We start from the raw sequence: 15,986 nt of genomic DNA, 5'->3' as shown, positions 1-15,986 counted from the left end.
GGATGAGCAATCGTAAACCTTACGTTCGTGAAGTAAAACGCACTTGGTGGAAGAACCATCCTTTCTACCGCTTCTACATGCTACGTGAAGCTACGGTGCTTCCGTTAATCCTATTCACTCTGTTCCTAACTTTCGGTTTAGGTTGCTTGGTGAAAGGTCCTGAAGCATGGCAAGGTTGGTTAGCGTTCATGGCGAACCCAATCGTAGTCGCAATCAACATCGTTGCACTACTCGGTAGCCTATTCCACGCTCAAACTTTCTTCAGCATGATGCCACAAGTAATGCCAATTCGTTTGAAAGGCAAACCAGTGGACAAGAAGATCATCGTATTGACTCAGTGGGCCGCGGTTGCGTTCATCTCACTGATCGTTCTCATCGTGGTGTAAGGAGCTGAGCAATGAAACCGAATTATAGTGTAAACACATCACCAAAACGTTCTGATGAGCCAATCTGGTGGGGTCTGTTTGGCGCAGGTGGTACTTGGTTCGCGATGATCACGCCAATCACGGTATTGGTGCTGGGCATCTTGGTCCCACTAGGCGTGATTGATGCAGAAGCGATGAGCTACGAGCGTGTCTCTGCCTTCGCAACCAGCATCATCGGTGCGCTATTCATCATTAGCACGCTAGCATTGCCAATGTGGCATGCAATGCACCGTGTACACCACGGCATGCACGACCTTAAATTCCACACTGGTGTGATTGGTAAAATTGCATGCTATGCATTTGCAGGCCTCATCACTGCACTAGCAGTTATCTTTATCTTCATGATTTAAGAGACTGACCAAAAAAGAAAAAGCTGGCTAAATGCCAGCTTTTTTATTGCTTTGGGTTACCCATGATCTTTTTGCTTTTTAAGCTTTTGACCACCCATGATCTTATTGCTGTGCGACCTTCTTTGTCTGGTCCATAAGACCCAGAGCACCAAAGCCAGTAATCACATCTAGGTTTGTTTTCAAGCCCGTTTCGTCACTTCCACCAATGTAATTTTGTGGCATCTGAACTTGGAAGTTTTGCAAATTGTTGTACAGCGAGTTCGCTACGTCTCGATTCAATTCTGCCAAGTAAACTTCACGGTTTGCTCCTAACGCTGCATACTTACCTTTTAGGACTTCAGATTCTGCGCGACCTTTCGCTAATATCGCTTTCGCTTCAAACTCAGCAGAAAGTGCGTTCGCCTTTTGAATCGCTAAGTTAGCCTCTGCGATAGCTAGCTCTTTCTCCTTCTCGACCTCAGCAAGTCGTTTGGTTTTTTCCACTTCAACGATTTCACGCTCTGCAATCTGACGTGCAACTTCCACTTCTTTTTGCTGAGCAATAATTGCGAGTTCTTTACCACGCTGGGCGTCTTGCACCTCACGTGTTCGTTGAATCTCTTTGCGTAACTGCTCGGTCTCTGCCTGTGCTTTCGACGTTTCTTGTTCCTGAATCGCGCGAATACGATCCGCCACTAAACGTTTTTTATCTGCCAATAGCTGATCTAATTGCTTTTCTGGCTGCGGGTCACCAATGGTCACCTGCGTCACTTGAATACCATATTGTTGTAACGGATTGTCTTGACGAATTGGTTGCCCGGTTTTGTCTACGACAGGCACGGTTTTCCATACCAGTTGATTGGTGCGCTGTAATTGGTTCGGATTGGCTTGATTCGCCCCAACAGGCGCAAGATCCAACTCTTCCACTTCGACCTGACGTCGCTCTGTTAGATAAATCCCCTCTCGTAACTGATCGCCAAGTTTCGATTTGAACTGGTTCAAGCCACCTTGGAAAAACTCTTCACCCGTGTATTGGGTTGCGGTAATCACCGTTACGTTACGTGCGTTCTTTACAAGCAGCGCATCGATCAAGTTACTGTTGTTGCGGAACTCTTTGTGCATCTTCTTCACCGCTTCAGGGTCATTACTGAGCTTAAAGCGGAATGTTACGGGGATCTGACCAATATAGGTGTCGGCAAATCGAACCTGAATCGCATCAAGGCGTTGATAAAAATCTTCGCCCTTGCTGTTACCGAATGACACGGTGATCACTTGGTCATACTTGGTGATTTTGGACAGAAATGGCATGCGAAAATGAATGCCAGGTTCAGTAAACACATCCAACTCACCAGTAATATTATTCTGATGCACGTAGCTGTAACCCGCATCGGTCATCAGCACCGAGCTATTAATCGTTAAGCCTATTGCCAACAGCGGTACGCCAAATACGGCTGCTTTTAATCCTTTATGTAGTAACTGACGTCTTTCTTCCACCTTTAAACCCCTTCCTAAACCTCTGCTTTCCATTTTGTTCTCCTTTTTGGATTGTTACTGAGTTAAATCGATAAAAATCAGATTGCTATGCAACTCAGCGACAAGTACTAATGTATCAAAATGTTACATTAAGGAATAATCGACAGATTCATGGAATAAATAAGATTTTTACGAATAATACAAAATCATCAAAAATTTGCGGAGGATATCGATGTTTTACGCAGAGGGATTAAAAGAGAAGAATCACAGGCAATAAAAAAGGCCGCCGAAGCGACCTTTCTAACAATCATATAAAGTGCTTACTTCACACGACCTACGTATTCAGCAGTACGAGTATCTACACGAATCACTTCACCAATTGAGATGAACAGAGGAACACGAACAACAGCGCCAGTTGATAGCGTCGCTGGTTTACCGCCAGTACCTTGAGTATCACCTTTCAGGCCTGGGTCTGTGTCTACAACTTCTAGCTCAACGAAGTTTGGTGGAGTAACAGTAATTGGGTTACCGTTCCAAAGAGTGATCATACAAGTGTTGTTTTCTACCAACCACTTAGCGTTTTCACCTACCGCTTTTGCATCCGCTGCGATCTGTTCAAACGTTTCACTGTTCATAAAGTGGTAGAATTCGCCGTCTGAATATAGATAATCTAGGTCGATATCCATTACGTCTGCCACTTCACAAGTGTCACCAGACTTGAATGTTTTCTCTAGCACTTTACCAGAAAGAAGTTTACGAATTTTAACACGGTTGAACGCTTGGCCTTTACCTGGTTTAACGTATTCGTTTTCCAGAATTACACAAGGCTCGTTATCAAGCATTAACTTAAGACCGCCTTTAAATTCATTGGTGCTAACTGTAGCCATTTTTTCCTCTTACATTCTTAGAGCTAAATTCAATGCCGCACATAATAACCCGAAAAGTCGAATCTGTTGAGCAAAACTGGCTCAAACAGTTGGCGAATGGGATCTCTGATCCTGCAAAATTGCTCGAAATACTGGAAATTGATCCTTCACCGTGGCAAGACGGGTTTGCCGCGCGCAAGCTGTTTGCACAGCGTGTACCGCAAAGTTTTGTCGATAGGATGGAGAAAGGCAACCCTAAAGACCCTCTTTTACGTCAGGTTTTACCACTGAGCGACGAATTTGAGGTGCATCCGGGTTACTCCAATGATCCATTGGAAGAGCAAGACAATGAAGTCCCTGGCCTGCTACACAAGTATCGCAACCGCGCCCTGATGATTGTCAAAGGTGGCTGCGCGGTAAATTGCCGTTACTGTTTTCGTCGTCACTTCCCTTATCAAGAGAACAAAAGCGGGAAACAAGCCTGGACCAAGTGCTTAGAGTACATGGCACAACAACCAGAGTTGAACGAAGTCATCTTCTCAGGTGGTGATCCATTAATGGCAAAAGACGATGAGATTCATTGGCTTTTAGAGCACATTGCTCATATTCCTCACATCAAACGTCTGCGTATTCATAGCCGTTTACCTGTGGTGATTCCAGCTCGAGTCACTGATGAACTATGCCAACTGCTGCAAGCATCAAGGTTACAAATCATCCTCGTCACTCACATCAACCATGCCAACGAAATCAATGACGAATTTGCTGAACAGATGTTCAAGCTCAAAAGAGCGGGCGTTACGCTTCTAAACCAAGGCGTTCTGCTGAAAGGCGTGAATGATTCGGTAGAAGCTCAAGTGGCATTAAGTGAGGCCTTATTTGACGCGGGTATCTTGCCTTATTACCTCCACGTTCTTGATAAGGTGCAAGGCGCAGCGCACTACTTTATTTCGGACGAAGAAGCGAGAGCTATTATGCGCGGACTCATCACGCGTGTATCGGGTTATCTGGTGCCAAAACTCACACGAGAAATTGGTGGCAGGCCAAGTAAAACGCCGTTGGATTTGCATTTAGAATAAGCTCCAACGCTCAATTAAATTTGTCGTCTAGATTGATTATTTTTGTTCGCTTTGCACGGTAAGTCTATGCATACTCCGCACTTTTGGAGGTCAAGATGCATACTGCATTCGAACAAATTTTCGATCTTGGCCCATTCAGTTGGCCTGCCCTACTATGCTGCGCCATTAATGGGCTCATGATCGGTATAGAGCGCCAAACTCGTGGTAAACCGGTTGGCATTCGCACAGCAATACTAATTATTTCAGGCACCTACCTGTTTATGTCGATGGCCGTGTCGTTATCGCCAAATACACTTGATCAAGCACGAGTGCTTGGTCAGATCATTACTGGCGTCGGCTTCTTAGGCGCTGGCGTTATGATGACACTTGATGGAAAAATCCATGGCGTAACATCCGCGGCTGTAATATGGGTGCTAGCAGGTTTAGGTTTGATGATAGGTTTGGGTTATTTAACGCAGTCGGTGGTTATTACTCTCCTGACATTAACCGTGTTGTTAGGTGTGGATAAAGCAGAAAACCACATCAAAGCATTACGCCGCGGTGTTCATCAAAGAATTCAACAACGCAAAACTTCATCACGATTAATTAAATAGTTAACGCTCCGAGAAACTCGCTTCATCCCATCTGTAATTAAAAAGCCCTCGACGAACATCGAGGGCTTTCTGTATATAAAGATTCTGACTTTCTCAGGGATTACTTAGCAAAGTTGATGAGTGGGAAACACTTGAAGAAACCGTTATCCGCACAGTTCAAAAGACCAATTTGCACGCCATCGATTTGATCGGTCATGTTGAAGAAACCAAACTGGAAATTAGACTTCTTAGAGATACTCGCTAAGCCCACATCCGCCATGGTGTAGCCTTCAGAATAGTTCACCGCGCTCCAGTTCAAGCCTTTTACGTTGTTCGTAATGTTAACAGCACCCAAGTTAACACCCGTCGTCTGACCTTGGTTCCAGTTAACTAAGCCTAAAGACGCGCCTTTCATTTCTTGATTTACTTTTGCTGCGCCAAAAAACAGACCGAAGTTCACACCTGTCGTACGATCCGTTTCTGACATACCAAGCAGTGAAAAGTCGACACCTTTAACCTCATTTACCTGTCCATGCAACACAGCTAAACGAACGCCACCTACTGAAGAATTAGAGGGTGCGTTTGTGTTATCGATAGTAGAGAACATCACAGGTGTACTGTCGGCAAAAGCAACAGGTGATACGATAGCGGCTGCAACCGCCAATGACGTCATAAGCTTTTTCATTTTCATCTCCATGATGGGAAGCAACAATTTACAACATAGTGTAATGTTCAGATTTTGCTCTGTCCCCGTTCAAAAAGTGTTAGCAATAGGTCAGATTTAACCATCTGACTCAAAAGAAAAAATATTTCTCTTCGATTTTTTGCTTCTGAAATGGCGCTTTTTACGCTCAAAAGTTTCATGATAAGCCACACCAGAACGTCATGTTTCTCAGGTGACACGCATAAAAAAGTCGAGGCATCTGCCTCGACTTTTAAGGGTTTGGTCGGTTATCTTTCCGCTATAAGGTTTCCCTAGAGCGATGAGATAAGCTGGCTTACATCATGCCGCCCATACCGCCCATGCCACCCATGCCGCCCATGTCAGGCATCGCTGGCGCGTCTTTTTGCGGTAGGTCAGTAACCATCGCTTCAGTTGTGATCATCAGACCTGCAACCGATGCTGCGAATTGTAATGCAGAACGAGTAACTTTAGTTGGATCTAGGATACCCATTTCTAGCATGTCGCCGTATTCGCCTGTTGCCGCGTTGTAGCCGTAGCTACCTTCACCCGCTTTCACGTTGTTCGCAACAACTGAGTCTTCCTCACCTGCATTCTTCGTGATTTGACGGATTGGCGCTTCCATTGCACGTAGTGCAACGCGGATACCAACGTTTTGTTCTTCGTTGTCACCCGTTAGGTGAGCAATCTTAGATGCCGCGCGGATAAGTGCAACACCACCACCAGCAACAACACCTTCTTCAACCGCTGCGCGAGTTGCGGCTAGCGCATCTTCTACACGGTCTTTCTTCTCTTTCATTTCAACTTCAGTCGCAGCACCAACTTTGATTACTGCAACACCGCCAGCCAGTTTAGCTACGCGCTCTTGTAGTTTCTCTTTGTCGTAGTCTGAAGTTGCGTCTTCGATTTGTTGACGAATCTGAGCAACACGGCCAGAGATCATCTCTTCTTCACCGATACCATCGATGATAGTCGTGTTTTCTTTCGTGATAGAAACACGCTTCGCTTGACCTAGATCTTCTAGTGCAACTTTTTCTAGCTCTAGACCGATCTCTTCAGAAATCACAGTACCGCCAGTTAGGATAGCGATGTCTTGTAGCATTGCTTTACGGCGGTCACCGAAACCAGGTGCTTTCACAGCTGCAACTTTTACGATGCCACGCATGTTGTTCACAACCAATGTTGCTAGCGCTTCGCCTTCTACATCTTCTGCAATGATAAGCAGTGGACGAGATGCTTTCGCGACAGCTTCTAGCGTTGGAAGAAGCTCACGAATGTTTGAGATCTTCTTATCAACAAGAAGAATGAATGGGTTTTCTAGATCAACACTGCCTGATTCTTGGTTGTTGATGAAGTAAGGAGACAGGTAACCGCGGTCGAACTGCATACCTTCTACTACGTCTAACTCGTCTTGTAGCGCCTGACCTTCTTCAACCGTGATAACGCCATCACGACCCACACGCTCCATTGCTTCTGCAATGATATTACCTACGCTTGCGTCTGAGTTTGCAGAGATAGTACCAACCTGCGCGATCGCTTTTGTGTCGTTACATTCAACAGAAAGCTCTTTTAGTTGCTCAACTGCCGCGGCAACAGCTTTGTCGATACCACGCTTAAGATCCATTGGGTTCATGCCCGCTGCGACTGCTTTTAGACCTTCGTTAACGATAGATTGTGCTAGTACCGTTGCTGTTGTTGTACCGTCACCCGCTGCGTCGTTTGCTTTAGACGCAACTTCTTTAACCATTTGTGCGCCCATGTTCTGGAATTTATCTTCCAGCTCGATTTCACGCGCTACTGATACACCATCTTTAGTGATAGTCGGTGCACCAAAAGATTTGTCTAGAACGACATTACGTCCTTTAGGACCCAGTGTTACTTTTACTGCGTCAGCCAGAACGTTTACACCTTCCAGCATTTTAACTCGTGCGTCATTACCAAATTTAACGTCTTTAGCAGCCATCTTTGATTTCCTTTCTAAAATTCTTTGTGTGTAATTTCGTAATTGAATCTGAGCAAAAAATTACTCAATGATTGCTATTATTCAACGATCGCCATGATGTCGTTTTCAGACATGACAAGCACTTCTTTACCGTCGATTTTTTCAGTTTTTGTACCGTAACCTTCAGCGAAGATAACGGTATCACCGACTTTAACATCTAGTGGCAGTACGGTGCCGTTTTCTAGGATGCGGCCTTTACCCACAGCTAGAACAACACCGCGAGTCGATTTTTCTGCAGCAGAACCAGTCAGAACGATGCCACCAGCAGACTTAGATTCAACTTCTTTACGTTCAACGATAACTCGGTCATGTAATGGACGAATGTTCATCGGTCGTCTCTCCTGAAAATTTCCATGTTTATTTGATAATTGTCCTTAGGGACTGTAGCCCCAGACACGTGATCCCTATATAAGGGGTCGAAGCAGCGATCCCAAGGGGGTGGCACAAAATTTTTGTGACTTAGTTAAAATAACGAACAACTAGGCAACGGTTTGCGTTAGAAATGCTCACTCGCTCGGCATCTCGCTTTCTTGTATCCTTGCAGTTTGCTCACCAGATAGTTGTCACACATGCAGGAAAATAACAAGCTGGAACCCCAAGCGACCGATAAGCATGGTTTGTTGACCGCACCCATTCCTGAAACGCTGCGGAAAATGACCGTACCCATGACCATGGGCATGATCGCAATTTTGATGTTTAACTTGGTGGACACGTTTTTTATCTCGTTGCTTGGCACTCAAGCGCTAGCAGCTATCAGCTATACCTTCCCTGTAACCTTTGCGGTTAACTGCATTACGATGGGGATTGGGATGGGACTATCGACCAATATTGGTCGCTTGCTTGGGCAAGGTCATGCACCACAAGCTGCTCGGTTCACCACCCACGGTTTGTTGTTAGCCGTGTTACTTGTGGCTATCGCGTCTTCTATTGGCTTTACCACCATTGCGCCATTGTTTCGTTTTCTTGGTGCGTCTGATGATCTCATCCCTCTTATTGAGCAATATATGCAGGTCTGGTATCTCACCATTCCTCTGCTAGTGATCCCAATGGCGGGCAACAGTGCTATCCGAGCTACTGGCGACACAAAAACACCAGCAAAAGTCATGATGTTGGCTGGTTTGATTAATGGCATGCTCGATCCATTGTTGATTTTCGGTTATGGCCCTTTTCCGGAACTTGGCATTCAAGGCGCAGCCATAGCAAGTGCCTTTAGCTGGTTAGGTGCTTTGTGTGGCTCATTCTATGTGCTAATTAAACGGGAAAAATTGCTTGCTCAACCCCAATGGGCTTTGCTGAAACAAGACTGGCAACAGACACTAAAAATTGGTACCCCTGCAGCGCTATCAAACGCGATGAATCCGTTGTCCGGTGCCATTCTGATGATGCTGTTATCCAACCACGGTACAGCGGCGGTTGCTGCTTACGGCGCAGCGCAGCGTATTGAGTCTATATTGATTTTAGTATTGATGTCGCTGACCTCTGCCCTCACACCGTTTATGGCACAAAATTTAGGAGCCAAACAACCGCAACGAGCCTTTTCCGGTTTATTTATTAGCATGCGTTTTGCAGTGGTATTCCAAGGGTTTATCTTCTTGATGATGGTGCCACTGAGCATTCCTCTGGCTGCGCTGTTTTCTCAGGAAGATGCGGTGAAAAACCTGCTTTGGCATTATTTACTGGTGGTGCCATTTAGTTATGGCTTCCAAGGCATCGTAATGATGTTAGTCAGTGGTTTGAATGCGATGCACAAGCCATTGCGTGCATTCCAGTGGAGCTTTATGCGGCTGTTCATTTTTACCTTGCCTTCGGCGTGGGTCGGGAGCCAAATCTACAGCATTGAAGGCTTGTTTATCGGTATCGCGGTTGGGAATACGTTGGGTGGGCTACTGGGCTACTTGTTTGCGCTGCGCGAGCGCAAATTAACGCTCATAGAGCAGAGCAGCGTGTCTTAACACTCGTCTATCACTAGTTTCTTTTTGTTGATTCTCAAATACAAAAAACCGCGGAAAGCCGCGGTTTTGTTTATCTATTTCAAGCTTACTTAGAACAGTTCTTCAGCAACTTTGTATAGATCGTTGCGTACTGGACGCTTCATGTTTTCGATTGCGTCGATGATATCGTGGTGAACAAGTTGCTCTTTCACGATACCTACACAACGACCACCATGACCTTCGATCAATAGGTGAACAGCGTAGTTACCCATACGAGATGCTAGTACGCGGTCAAATGCAGTTGGACGACCACCACGTTGGATGTGACCAAGTACTGTTGCACGAGTTTCACGACCTGTCGCGGCTTCGATGTCACGTGCTAGTTCATTAGCATCCATCATTAGCTCAGTAAGCGCGATGATCGCGTGTTTCTTACCTTTAGCGATACCATCTTGGATGTTGCTGATCAGCTTGTCTTTGTCTAGACCAGTTTCCGGAGTGATGATGTATTCACAACCGCCCGCAATTGCAGACATCAGAGTCAAATCACCACAGTGACGGCCCATGATTTCTACAATTGAAATGCGTTGGTGAGATGAAGAAGTATCACGTAGACGGTCGATTGCATCGATAACGGTGTTTAGTGCACTTAGGTAGCCCACAGTGTAATCCGTACCTGCGATATCGTTGTCGATTGTGCCCGGAAGACCGATACATGGGTAACCCATTTCAGTCAGTTTCTTCGCACCCATGTACGAACCATCACCACCGATTACCACTAGTGCATCGATACCATGTTTTTTCAGGTTCTCAATCGCTTTTTCACGAACTTCCACTTGTTTAAATTCAGGGAAACGTGCAGAACCTAGGAACGTACCACCTTTGTTGATCACATCTGAAACGCTAGAACGATCTAGCTTCTCGATGCGGCCTTCGTATAGGCCTAGGTAGCCGTCGTACACACCGAATACTTCCAATCCTTCGGATAGTGCTGTACGTACTACGCCGCGTATCGCAGCGTTCATACCAGGTGCGTCACCGCCACTTGTTAAAACACCGATCTTCTTAATCATGCTCACCCTCGATCTTTGGCAATCAATTATTTAATTTTCTTTTAGGCCCCTTGTTACCAAGCAACCTGCATAATCCAGAACTGTGCGTTATGTTACATTTCCTCTACAGGATTACCAATGAAAACGCACTTTTTTATGTAACTTTTCTACTTATGTAAGAGTATTACAGTTTCTCTATGAAACTTTGTTGATTCATATCAGGATCACGAATCTTAATAAGTATTGATGGAAAGATAGTCAATAAGTACCTGTTTGTCGTCGGGCACTGATGGATTTTTCAAGCCTACCAATCTTGCGCTTTCTGCTCTTTCTCTGGTCCGAAAACGACAGACAATGGATCTTGATGGATCAATACATCCGCATCAGGAAACAGAGCCAATAAATTATCTTCCACTTTATCAGCGATGTAATGCGCCTCAATTAATCGTAAGTTATCGTCTAGCTCTAAATGCAACTGTATAAAGCGCGTCGGTCCTGACATTCGCGTGCGTAACTGATGCACACCCAATACCCCTTTTACGCTCAAACAAGCTTGGTTAATTTGCTCAAGTTCTTCATCGGGCAACTTTCTATCAAGTAAGGTTTGAATCGCTTCGCTGACCATTTTGAAAGCGCTATAAAGAATGAAGACACCAATACCAATCGCAAACACAGCATCCGCTTGAGTCACTCCAAAATAACTGAGCCCCAGAGCCACCATGATCGCAGCATTCATATACAAGTCAGTCTGATAATGCAGAGAATCCGCCGCTATTGCTTGGCTCCCCGTCACGCGAACCACATGTTTTTGGAACATCACCAAGCCAAGTGTGACCACAATCGCAAACAGCGATACATACACACCTAACTCCGGTGCGTGTAAAGCATGTGGGCGGAAAAATCGGTCAATCCCGTTAAGAATCAAAAATACTGCCGAGCCCGAAATAAACATTGCTTGGGCTAGGGCCGCTAAGGACTCAGCTTTACCATGTCCAAACGTATGTTCGCGGTCTGCCGGTTGTAAGGCGTAACGAACCACCACAAGATTCACAACCGAAGCCGCGATATCTAACATGGAGTCAATCAATGACGCCAATAAGCTCACTGAGCCGGTTACCCACCACGTGATGACTTTTACTATCAGAAGAAGCGTCGCCACAATGGTTGCAGTCCAAGCGGCGGTCGTAACTAAACGTGCGTATTGCTGTTTCATAATCAAAGAGTTAACTAAAACCATACGTTGAGTATATTGAATGACCATGAAATAACCAGATCAAAAAGAGGCAACCAATGGCTGCCTCTTTATATAACATCAATTCATGACTTAATTATTGCGCGACTTTTCCATGCGCTTGTGCATTCTGTCGCCACACTCTTGCATACGTTCATTTTGTAGCTCAACAAATTTCGCTTTCTGCTCAGATGTTAATACGCTAAGCATTTGGTGCTTTCTTTCTAGCATTTGCACGCGACGTTCCGTTTGGCGCTCAACCATCTCTTTTGCTAACTCGGTAGCTTGAGCTTCATCAAAATTATCCGCCAGCAAAAGCGATTGCACTTTTGCGTGATGCGCTTGACGCTCAGCCATACGTGCTTCTTTGCCATCAGCGAATTTTGCTTTCATTTCTGCTTTGTTTGCTTCACGCATTTCTTTTAGCTGATCTTTTTGTGCATCAGTCAGGTCTAGTTGACGCATGACACCTCGGTCCATACCCATGCCGCATTCGTCACGAGGACCTTTATGATGGTTTTTACCACCGTAAGCGAATGCGCTTGCGGCGCCAAGAGTAAGAGGTAGAACAACAGCAGCTAACACAAGTTTTTTTGCAGACTTCATAATACGATTCCTTACACAGGTGAGTGGTTCTTCTGAGCTGTTCTCACAGCGCTTGAGTATAGAATACGACCCGCTAGGTAAAGCGACGTATAGGGAGCGTAAAGAATCGTAAAGAGTGATTTTTCTCCTCTTCGTTGCGCATCATTCCAATGTAATATTAGGCTATCGGTAACTTACTATAGGTGCCCCCATGGCAAACATTCTTTTAATCGATGACGATATCGAGCTAACCAGCTTATTAAAAGAAGTACTCAGTTTCGAAGGGTTTGACGTCAGCGAAGCAAATGACGGTGAAGCCGGCTTAGCCGCGATCAATGATAAGATTGATTTGATTTTGTTGGATGTCATGATGCCAAAACTCAATGGCATGGAAACGCTGAAACGCTTACGTGAAAATTGGGAAACTCCCGTCTTGATGCTGACCGCTAAAGGGGAAGAAATTGATCGCGTGATCGGCTTGGAACTGGGCGCGGATGATTATTTACCAAAACCTTTTAGTGACCGAGAGCTGTTAGCGCGAATCCGTGCGATTTTACGCCGCACTAGCAGCACACAAAAAAATACCAAAAACAGCGATTGCATTGAGTATCAAGAAATCCGCCTCTATCCCGGTAAGCAAGAAGCGTATTGTGAGCAACAGCTACTCGACCTCACGGCAACCGAGTTTGCGCTACTCACCCACTTCGTACAAAACCCAGGACAAGTGCTGACCAAAGAGACACTGAGCTTAGATGTGCTTGGTAAACGACTCGCTGCTTTTGATCGCGCTATCGATATGCATGTCTCGAACTTACGTAAAAAATTACCAGATCAAAGCAATGGCAAGCCGCGAATTAAAACCCTGCGTGGTCGTGGCTACATGCTGCTTGAGGAGGATTAATGCACCTATCACGCATCAAACTGCCAAACATCAATAGCCTGTATGGACGCATCTTTGCCATTTTTTGGTTCACCATGTTATTAGTATTGATAGCCGTGCTATCACTGCCACATTTGGACCCACGCAAAGCTCGCGATATTCCAGAAGAACACTACAAACGTATGGTAGAAACGCGTGACTCAATCCAACAAAAATACAGCCAGCAAACTGATTTAGGCCGCATACTTTTTCGTATCGAGGGCAACCGCCACGGCAAGCACGACCCTCGCCCACGAGTCTTTTTTTCTGACTACAGCGGTAATGTTCTTACGACAGAAAAACGCAGCAATTTTCAATTGCGTGCCATGCAAAACTTTGTCACCAGTATCGAAGATTACAATAATCCAAAGCAGAAGCTGTATGGTCGATACATGATTGCGGGCCCAATTCCTATCACTTTGGCAGGTTCCGATATCTTGATGTACGTGGGCTTCAAGTGGAATGAGCCACCACCTCTACTCCTGCGTCTGTTTGATCACCCATTCCAGCTCTTGCTTGCGGTCATGCTGGTTAGTACACCATTGCTGTTATGGCTTGCTTGGGCTTTGAGTCAGCCTGCACGTCGTCTTGAAGCCGCTGCTCAACGTGTGGCGAAAGGTGAATTTGTCACAGACCCAAATTTAGAAAAAGGTACGGCGGAATTTCGTCAAGCAGGCAGCAGCTTCAACCAGATGGTCGAAGCGGTTAATCAAATGATTTCAGGACAACAACGTTTGCTATCCGATATCTCTCACGAGCTGCGCTCACCTTTAACTCGTCTGCGCATGGCAAGCGCATTAGCGACGCGTAAACAAGGCGAAAGCCCAGAACTGACTCGTATCGATACCGAAGCGCAGCGCTTGGAACAGATGATCAGCGAACTATTAGAGCTTTCTCGCATGCAGGCGAACAGTCATATGACTCGCGAAACACAGCCACTAGAAAGTTTATGGGAAGAAATCATTAAAGATGCGCAGTTTGAAGCAGAGCAAATGGGCAAACAGCTACACTATTCAGAATTACCTAAGCGCAATATTTCCGGTAACCCTAAACTGCTGATGAGTGCGGTGGAAAATATCGTTCGTAACGCCATTTACTACGGAAAAGATGAGGTACAAATCGACATCAAAGCCGATGACGATACGCTTCGTATCACGGTTGACGATAATGGAGAAGGTGTACCAGAAGAGGAACTGGCCGCGATTTTTCGCCCGTTCTATCGCGTTTCAACGGCACGCGATCGCCACTCTGGCGGCACAGGTCTCGGCCTAACCATTACCGAAAGTGCCATTCGCCAGCACAGTGGCACGATCGCAGCCAGCCGAAGTCCTTTAGGCGGATTGCGCATGAGTATCACCTTACCGATCAATTGTTAGTCTCAATTTGATGAACTAACAATAATTCGCACCATATTTCTAGAGTGAGTGATTCACAGCCCCACCCTCACTTTAGAAATTGGTGAGGTCTTCTTAGAATACCCTTACAAAGATCAAAGTTGATAATAATTATCGTTAGCATTAAAGTAAATTTTCCAATTAAGGAGGATTTACTATGTCACATACATTTCCCGCTCTGCCTTACCCGTACGATTCACTAGAGCCGTACATCGACGCGAAAACCATGGAAGTGCATTACAGCAAACACCACAAGACGTACTTTGATAAGTTTGTAAATGCCGTTGAAGGGAGCGAGCTCGAAACTCAGTCATTAGACGAGATCTTTGACAATATCTCTAAGCTCAGTCCAGCAGTACGTAATAATGGTGGCGGCTATTACAACCACATCATTTATTGGAATTGCATGTCACCAAACGGTGGCGGAGAGCCTCAAGGCGCGCTTGCTCAAGCAATTAACGATAAATTTGGTAGCTTTGCGCAATTTAAAGAAGCGTTTGCCCAAGCAGCCATCAATACCTTTGGGTCTGGCTTTGCATGGCTGATCGTAAAAGATGGTGAGATTCACATTACGTCCACCAGTAATCAAGACAACCCTCTGATGGATGTAGTGGATGTGCGCGGTGAACCAATCCTCGCATTAGACGTGTGGGAGCACGCGTATTACATCAGCTACCAAAACCGTCGCCCAGAATATATTGATGCGTGGTGGAACGTCGTCAACTGGCGAGCAGTTGAAGAAAACTATGCTCACGCTCTCTTATAAAGAGCATCGCTACTTACGGTATTAACATCCGCGCTAATGCCTGCTTTCATACCCAGGTCAATCTTGCTGAATCTCGCATATCTCGGTGACTTGGGTATATACTGCCCCTCTCTTTGACCAACTCTATTTCAATACCATGTTTGATATCGCTTTATACGAACCAGAAATCGCGCCGAACACCGGCAACATCATTCGACTATGCGCCAACTGCGGTGCAAACCTTCACTTAATTGAACCTCTGGGTTTCGATCTTGAAGAGAAAAAAGTCCGCCGCGCTGGTTTGGATTACCATGATTTAGCTCGCGTAACGCGTCATAAAAACTATCAAGCGTTCTTAGAATATTTAGAGAAAGAGAGGCAAGGTAACTACCGATTGTTTGCCTGCACCACCAAAACCACAGGTCACCACGTTGATGCACAATACCAAACGGGTGATGTTTTGATGTTTGGTCCAGAAACTCGTGGTTTGCCTGCTGAAATCATCGATAGCTTGCCAATGGAGCAGCGTATTCGCATTCCAATGATGCCGGACGCACGCAGCCTAAACCTTTCGAATGCCGTTGCGATCATTGCTTTTGAAGCATGGCGTCAAATGGGCTTTGAAGGCGCATTGTAAGCAGCACGAATTCCAAATACAGAAAAGGGCGCTTGGTGCGCCCTTTTGTTTTCTTTACTGACTAACT

The 15,986-nt window shown here is 45.5% G+C and carries 17 protein-coding genes; 9 read left to right on the top strand and 8 right to left on the bottom strand.

Annotated elements, in window-relative coordinates; all coding sequences use genetic code 11:
• Positions 1-2 precede the first annotated feature (2 nt).
• Together frdC and frdD are read left to right on the top strand one after the other, a co-directional pair.
• Positions 3-386 carry a fumarate reductase subunit FrdC gene (frdC, locus tag R7Q46_RS21035; RefSeq protein ID WP_005381491.1) on the top strand — a complete coding sequence of 128 codons (384 nt, stop codon included), beginning with the start codon at positions 3-5 and terminating at the stop codon, positions 384-386.
• 11 nt (positions 387-397) lie between these two features.
• Positions 398-775 (top strand): fumarate reductase subunit FrdD, encoded by a 378-nt coding sequence (gene frdD / locus R7Q46_RS21030; RefSeq protein WP_318077770.1) that lies wholly within the window; start codon positions 398-400, stop codon positions 773-775.
• 102 nt (positions 776-877) lie between these two features.
• Here frdD and R7Q46_RS21025 read toward each other — a convergent pair whose 3' ends face one another.
• On the bottom strand, positions 878-2,281 hold the full coding sequence (locus R7Q46_RS21025) for an SPFH domain-containing protein (RefSeq protein WP_005386397.1): 1,404 nt from the start codon (positions 2,279-2,281) through the stop codon (positions 878-880).
• 266 nt (positions 2,282-2,547) lie between these two features.
• On the bottom strand, positions 2,548-3,114 hold the full coding sequence (efp, locus tag R7Q46_RS21020; protein WP_005381500.1) for an elongation factor P: 567 nt from the start codon (positions 3,112-3,114) through the stop codon (positions 2,548-2,550).
• A 32-nt stretch (positions 3,115-3,146) separates the two neighbouring features.
• Between efp and epmB the strand changes: the two genes are divergently transcribed.
• Complete coding sequence (epmB, locus tag R7Q46_RS21015) at positions 3,147-4,169, top strand: EF-P beta-lysylation protein EpmB (protein WP_225455802.1); 1,023 nt, start codon at positions 3,147-3,149, stop codon at positions 4,167-4,169.
• A gap of 95 nt (positions 4,170-4,264) precedes the next feature.
• The gene (locus tag R7Q46_RS21010; RefSeq protein WP_005381504.1) at positions 4,265-4,762 is read left to right on the top strand and encodes an MgtC/SapB family protein; all 498 of its coding nucleotides are present in this window, start codon (positions 4,265-4,267) and stop codon (positions 4,760-4,762) included.
• A 100-nt stretch (positions 4,763-4,862) separates the two neighbouring features.
• On the opposite strand, the gene R7Q46_RS21005 is transcribed toward R7Q46_RS21010, so the two are convergent.
• From R7Q46_RS21005 to R7Q46_RS20995, 3 genes are all read right to left on the bottom strand, one after another.
• Positions 4,863-5,426: a VC2662 family protein gene (locus R7Q46_RS21005; protein WP_213973482.1), complete on the bottom strand. Its 564-nt coding sequence runs from the start codon at positions 5,424-5,426 to the stop codon at positions 4,863-4,865.
• A 313-nt stretch (positions 5,427-5,739) separates the two neighbouring features.
• A complete protein-coding gene (groL, locus tag R7Q46_RS21000) occupies positions 5,740-7,386 on the bottom strand; it encodes a chaperonin GroEL (RefSeq protein WP_005381509.1) in 1,647 nt (548 codons plus the stop codon).
• Between the two features lie 77 nt (positions 7,387-7,463).
• Positions 7,464-7,754, bottom strand: coding sequence for a co-chaperone GroES (locus R7Q46_RS20995; RefSeq protein ID WP_005381516.1), 291 nt, complete (start codon positions 7,752-7,754; stop codon positions 7,464-7,466).
• 240 nt (positions 7,755-7,994) lie between these two features.
• Between R7Q46_RS20995 and R7Q46_RS20990 the strand changes: the two genes are divergently transcribed.
• On the top strand, positions 7,995-9,377 hold the full coding sequence (locus R7Q46_RS20990; RefSeq protein ID WP_017635565.1) for an MATE family efflux transporter: 1,383 nt from the start codon (positions 7,995-7,997) through the stop codon (positions 9,375-9,377).
• An 89-nt stretch (positions 9,378-9,466) separates the two neighbouring features.
• On the opposite strand, the gene pfkA is transcribed toward R7Q46_RS20990, so the two are convergent.
• The 3 genes from pfkA to R7Q46_RS20975 all read right to left on the bottom strand — a co-directional run bounded on the left by pfkA (position 9,467) and on the right by R7Q46_RS20975 (position 12,245).
• Positions 9,467-10,429, bottom strand: coding sequence for a 6-phosphofructokinase (gene pfkA / locus R7Q46_RS20985; RefSeq protein ID WP_005381521.1), 963 nt, complete (start codon positions 10,427-10,429; stop codon positions 9,467-9,469).
• Positions 10,430-10,712: 283 nt separating this feature from the next.
• Positions 10,713-11,621 carry a CDF family cation-efflux transporter FieF gene (gene fieF, locus R7Q46_RS20980; protein WP_025768809.1) on the bottom strand — a complete coding sequence of 303 codons (909 nt, stop codon included), beginning with the start codon at positions 11,619-11,621 and terminating at the stop codon, positions 10,713-10,715.
• 111 nt (positions 11,622-11,732) lie between these two features.
• Positions 11,733-12,245, bottom strand: a complete 513-nt coding sequence (locus tag R7Q46_RS20975; RefSeq protein ID WP_213970968.1) for a CpxP family protein — start codon at positions 12,243-12,245, stop codon at positions 11,733-11,735.
• A 190-nt stretch (positions 12,246-12,435) separates the two neighbouring features.
• On the opposite strand from R7Q46_RS20975, the gene R7Q46_RS20970 reads away from it, so the two are divergent.
• The 4 genes from R7Q46_RS20970 (at position 12,436) to trmL (ending at position 15,919) form a co-directional block, all read left to right on the top strand.
• The gene (locus R7Q46_RS20970) at positions 12,436-13,125 is read left to right on the top strand and encodes a response regulator (RefSeq protein WP_005382384.1); all 690 of its coding nucleotides are present in this window, start codon (positions 12,436-12,438) and stop codon (positions 13,123-13,125) included.
• Positions 13,125-14,519, top strand: coding sequence for an envelope stress sensor histidine kinase CpxA (gene cpxA / locus R7Q46_RS20965; protein WP_054579327.1), 1,395 nt, complete (start codon positions 13,125-13,127; stop codon positions 14,517-14,519). The genes R7Q46_RS20970 and cpxA overlap by 1 nt, the downstream gene beginning before the upstream one ends.
• Before the next feature lie 175 nt (positions 14,520-14,694).
• Positions 14,695-15,303, top strand: a complete 609-nt coding sequence (locus tag R7Q46_RS20960) for a superoxide dismutase (RefSeq protein WP_005382382.1) — start codon at positions 14,695-14,697, stop codon at positions 15,301-15,303.
• 136 nt (positions 15,304-15,439) lie between these two features.
• Positions 15,440-15,919: a tRNA (uridine(34)/cytosine(34)/5-carboxymethylaminomethyluridine(34)-2'-O)-methyltransferase TrmL gene (trmL, locus tag R7Q46_RS20955; protein ID WP_005386384.1), complete on the top strand. Its 480-nt coding sequence runs from the start codon at positions 15,440-15,442 to the stop codon at positions 15,917-15,919.
• Positions 15,920-15,986 lie beyond the last annotated feature (67 nt).

It is taken from the genome of Vibrio sp. 811, assembly GCF_033339195.1.
This window is presented reverse-complemented; position numbering and strand designations above follow the sequence as displayed.

Bases quoted from the DNA above. Each gene is read 5' to 3' on its own strand.
- frdC (WP_005381491.1), top strand. From the start codon at position 3: ATGAGCAATCGTAAACCTTACGTTCGTGAAGTAAAACGCACTTGGTGG.
- frdD (WP_318077770.1), top strand. From the start codon at position 398: ATGAAACCGAATTATAGTGTAAACACATCACCAAAACGTTCTGATGAG.
- R7Q46_RS21025 (WP_005386397.1), bottom strand. From the start codon at position 2,281: ATGGAAAGCAGAGGTTTAGGAAGGGGTTTAAAGGTGGAAGAAAGACGT.
- efp (WP_005381500.1), bottom strand. From the start codon at position 3,114: ATGGCTACAGTTAGCACCAATGAATTTAAAGGCGGTCTTAAGTTAATG.
- epmB (WP_225455802.1), top strand. From the start codon at position 3,147: ATGCCGCACATAATAACCCGAAAAGTCGAATCTGTTGAGCAAAACTGG.
- R7Q46_RS21010 (WP_005381504.1), top strand. From the start codon at position 4,265: ATGCATACTGCATTCGAACAAATTTTCGATCTTGGCCCATTCAGTTGG.
- R7Q46_RS21005 (WP_213973482.1), bottom strand. From the start codon at position 5,426: ATGAAAAAGCTTATGACGTCATTGGCGGTTGCAGCCGCTATCGTATCA.
- groL (WP_005381509.1), bottom strand. From the start codon at position 7,386: ATGGCTGCTAAAGACGTTAAATTTGGTAATGACGCACGAGTTAAAATG.
- R7Q46_RS20995 (WP_005381516.1), bottom strand. From the start codon at position 7,754: ATGAACATTCGTCCATTACATGACCGAGTTATCGTTGAACGTAAAGAA.
- R7Q46_RS20990 (WP_017635565.1), top strand. From the start codon at position 7,995: ATGCAGGAAAATAACAAGCTGGAACCCCAAGCGACCGATAAGCATGGT.
- pfkA (WP_005381521.1), bottom strand. From the start codon at position 10,429: ATGATTAAGAAGATCGGTGTTTTAACAAGTGGCGGTGACGCACCTGGT.
- fieF (WP_025768809.1), bottom strand. From the start codon at position 11,621: ATGAAACAGCAATACGCACGTTTAGTTACGACCGCCGCTTGGACTGCA.
- R7Q46_RS20975 (WP_213970968.1), bottom strand. From the start codon at position 12,245: ATGAAGTCTGCAAAAAAACTTGTGTTAGCTGCTGTTGTTCTACCTCTT.
- R7Q46_RS20970 (WP_005382384.1), top strand. From the start codon at position 12,436: ATGGCAAACATTCTTTTAATCGATGACGATATCGAGCTAACCAGCTTA.
- cpxA (WP_054579327.1), top strand. From the start codon at position 13,125: ATGCACCTATCACGCATCAAACTGCCAAACATCAATAGCCTGTATGGA.
- R7Q46_RS20960 (WP_005382382.1), top strand. From the start codon at position 14,695: ATGTCACATACATTTCCCGCTCTGCCTTACCCGTACGATTCACTAGAG.
- trmL (WP_005386384.1), top strand. From the start codon at position 15,440: ATGTTTGATATCGCTTTATACGAACCAGAAATCGCGCCGAACACCGGC.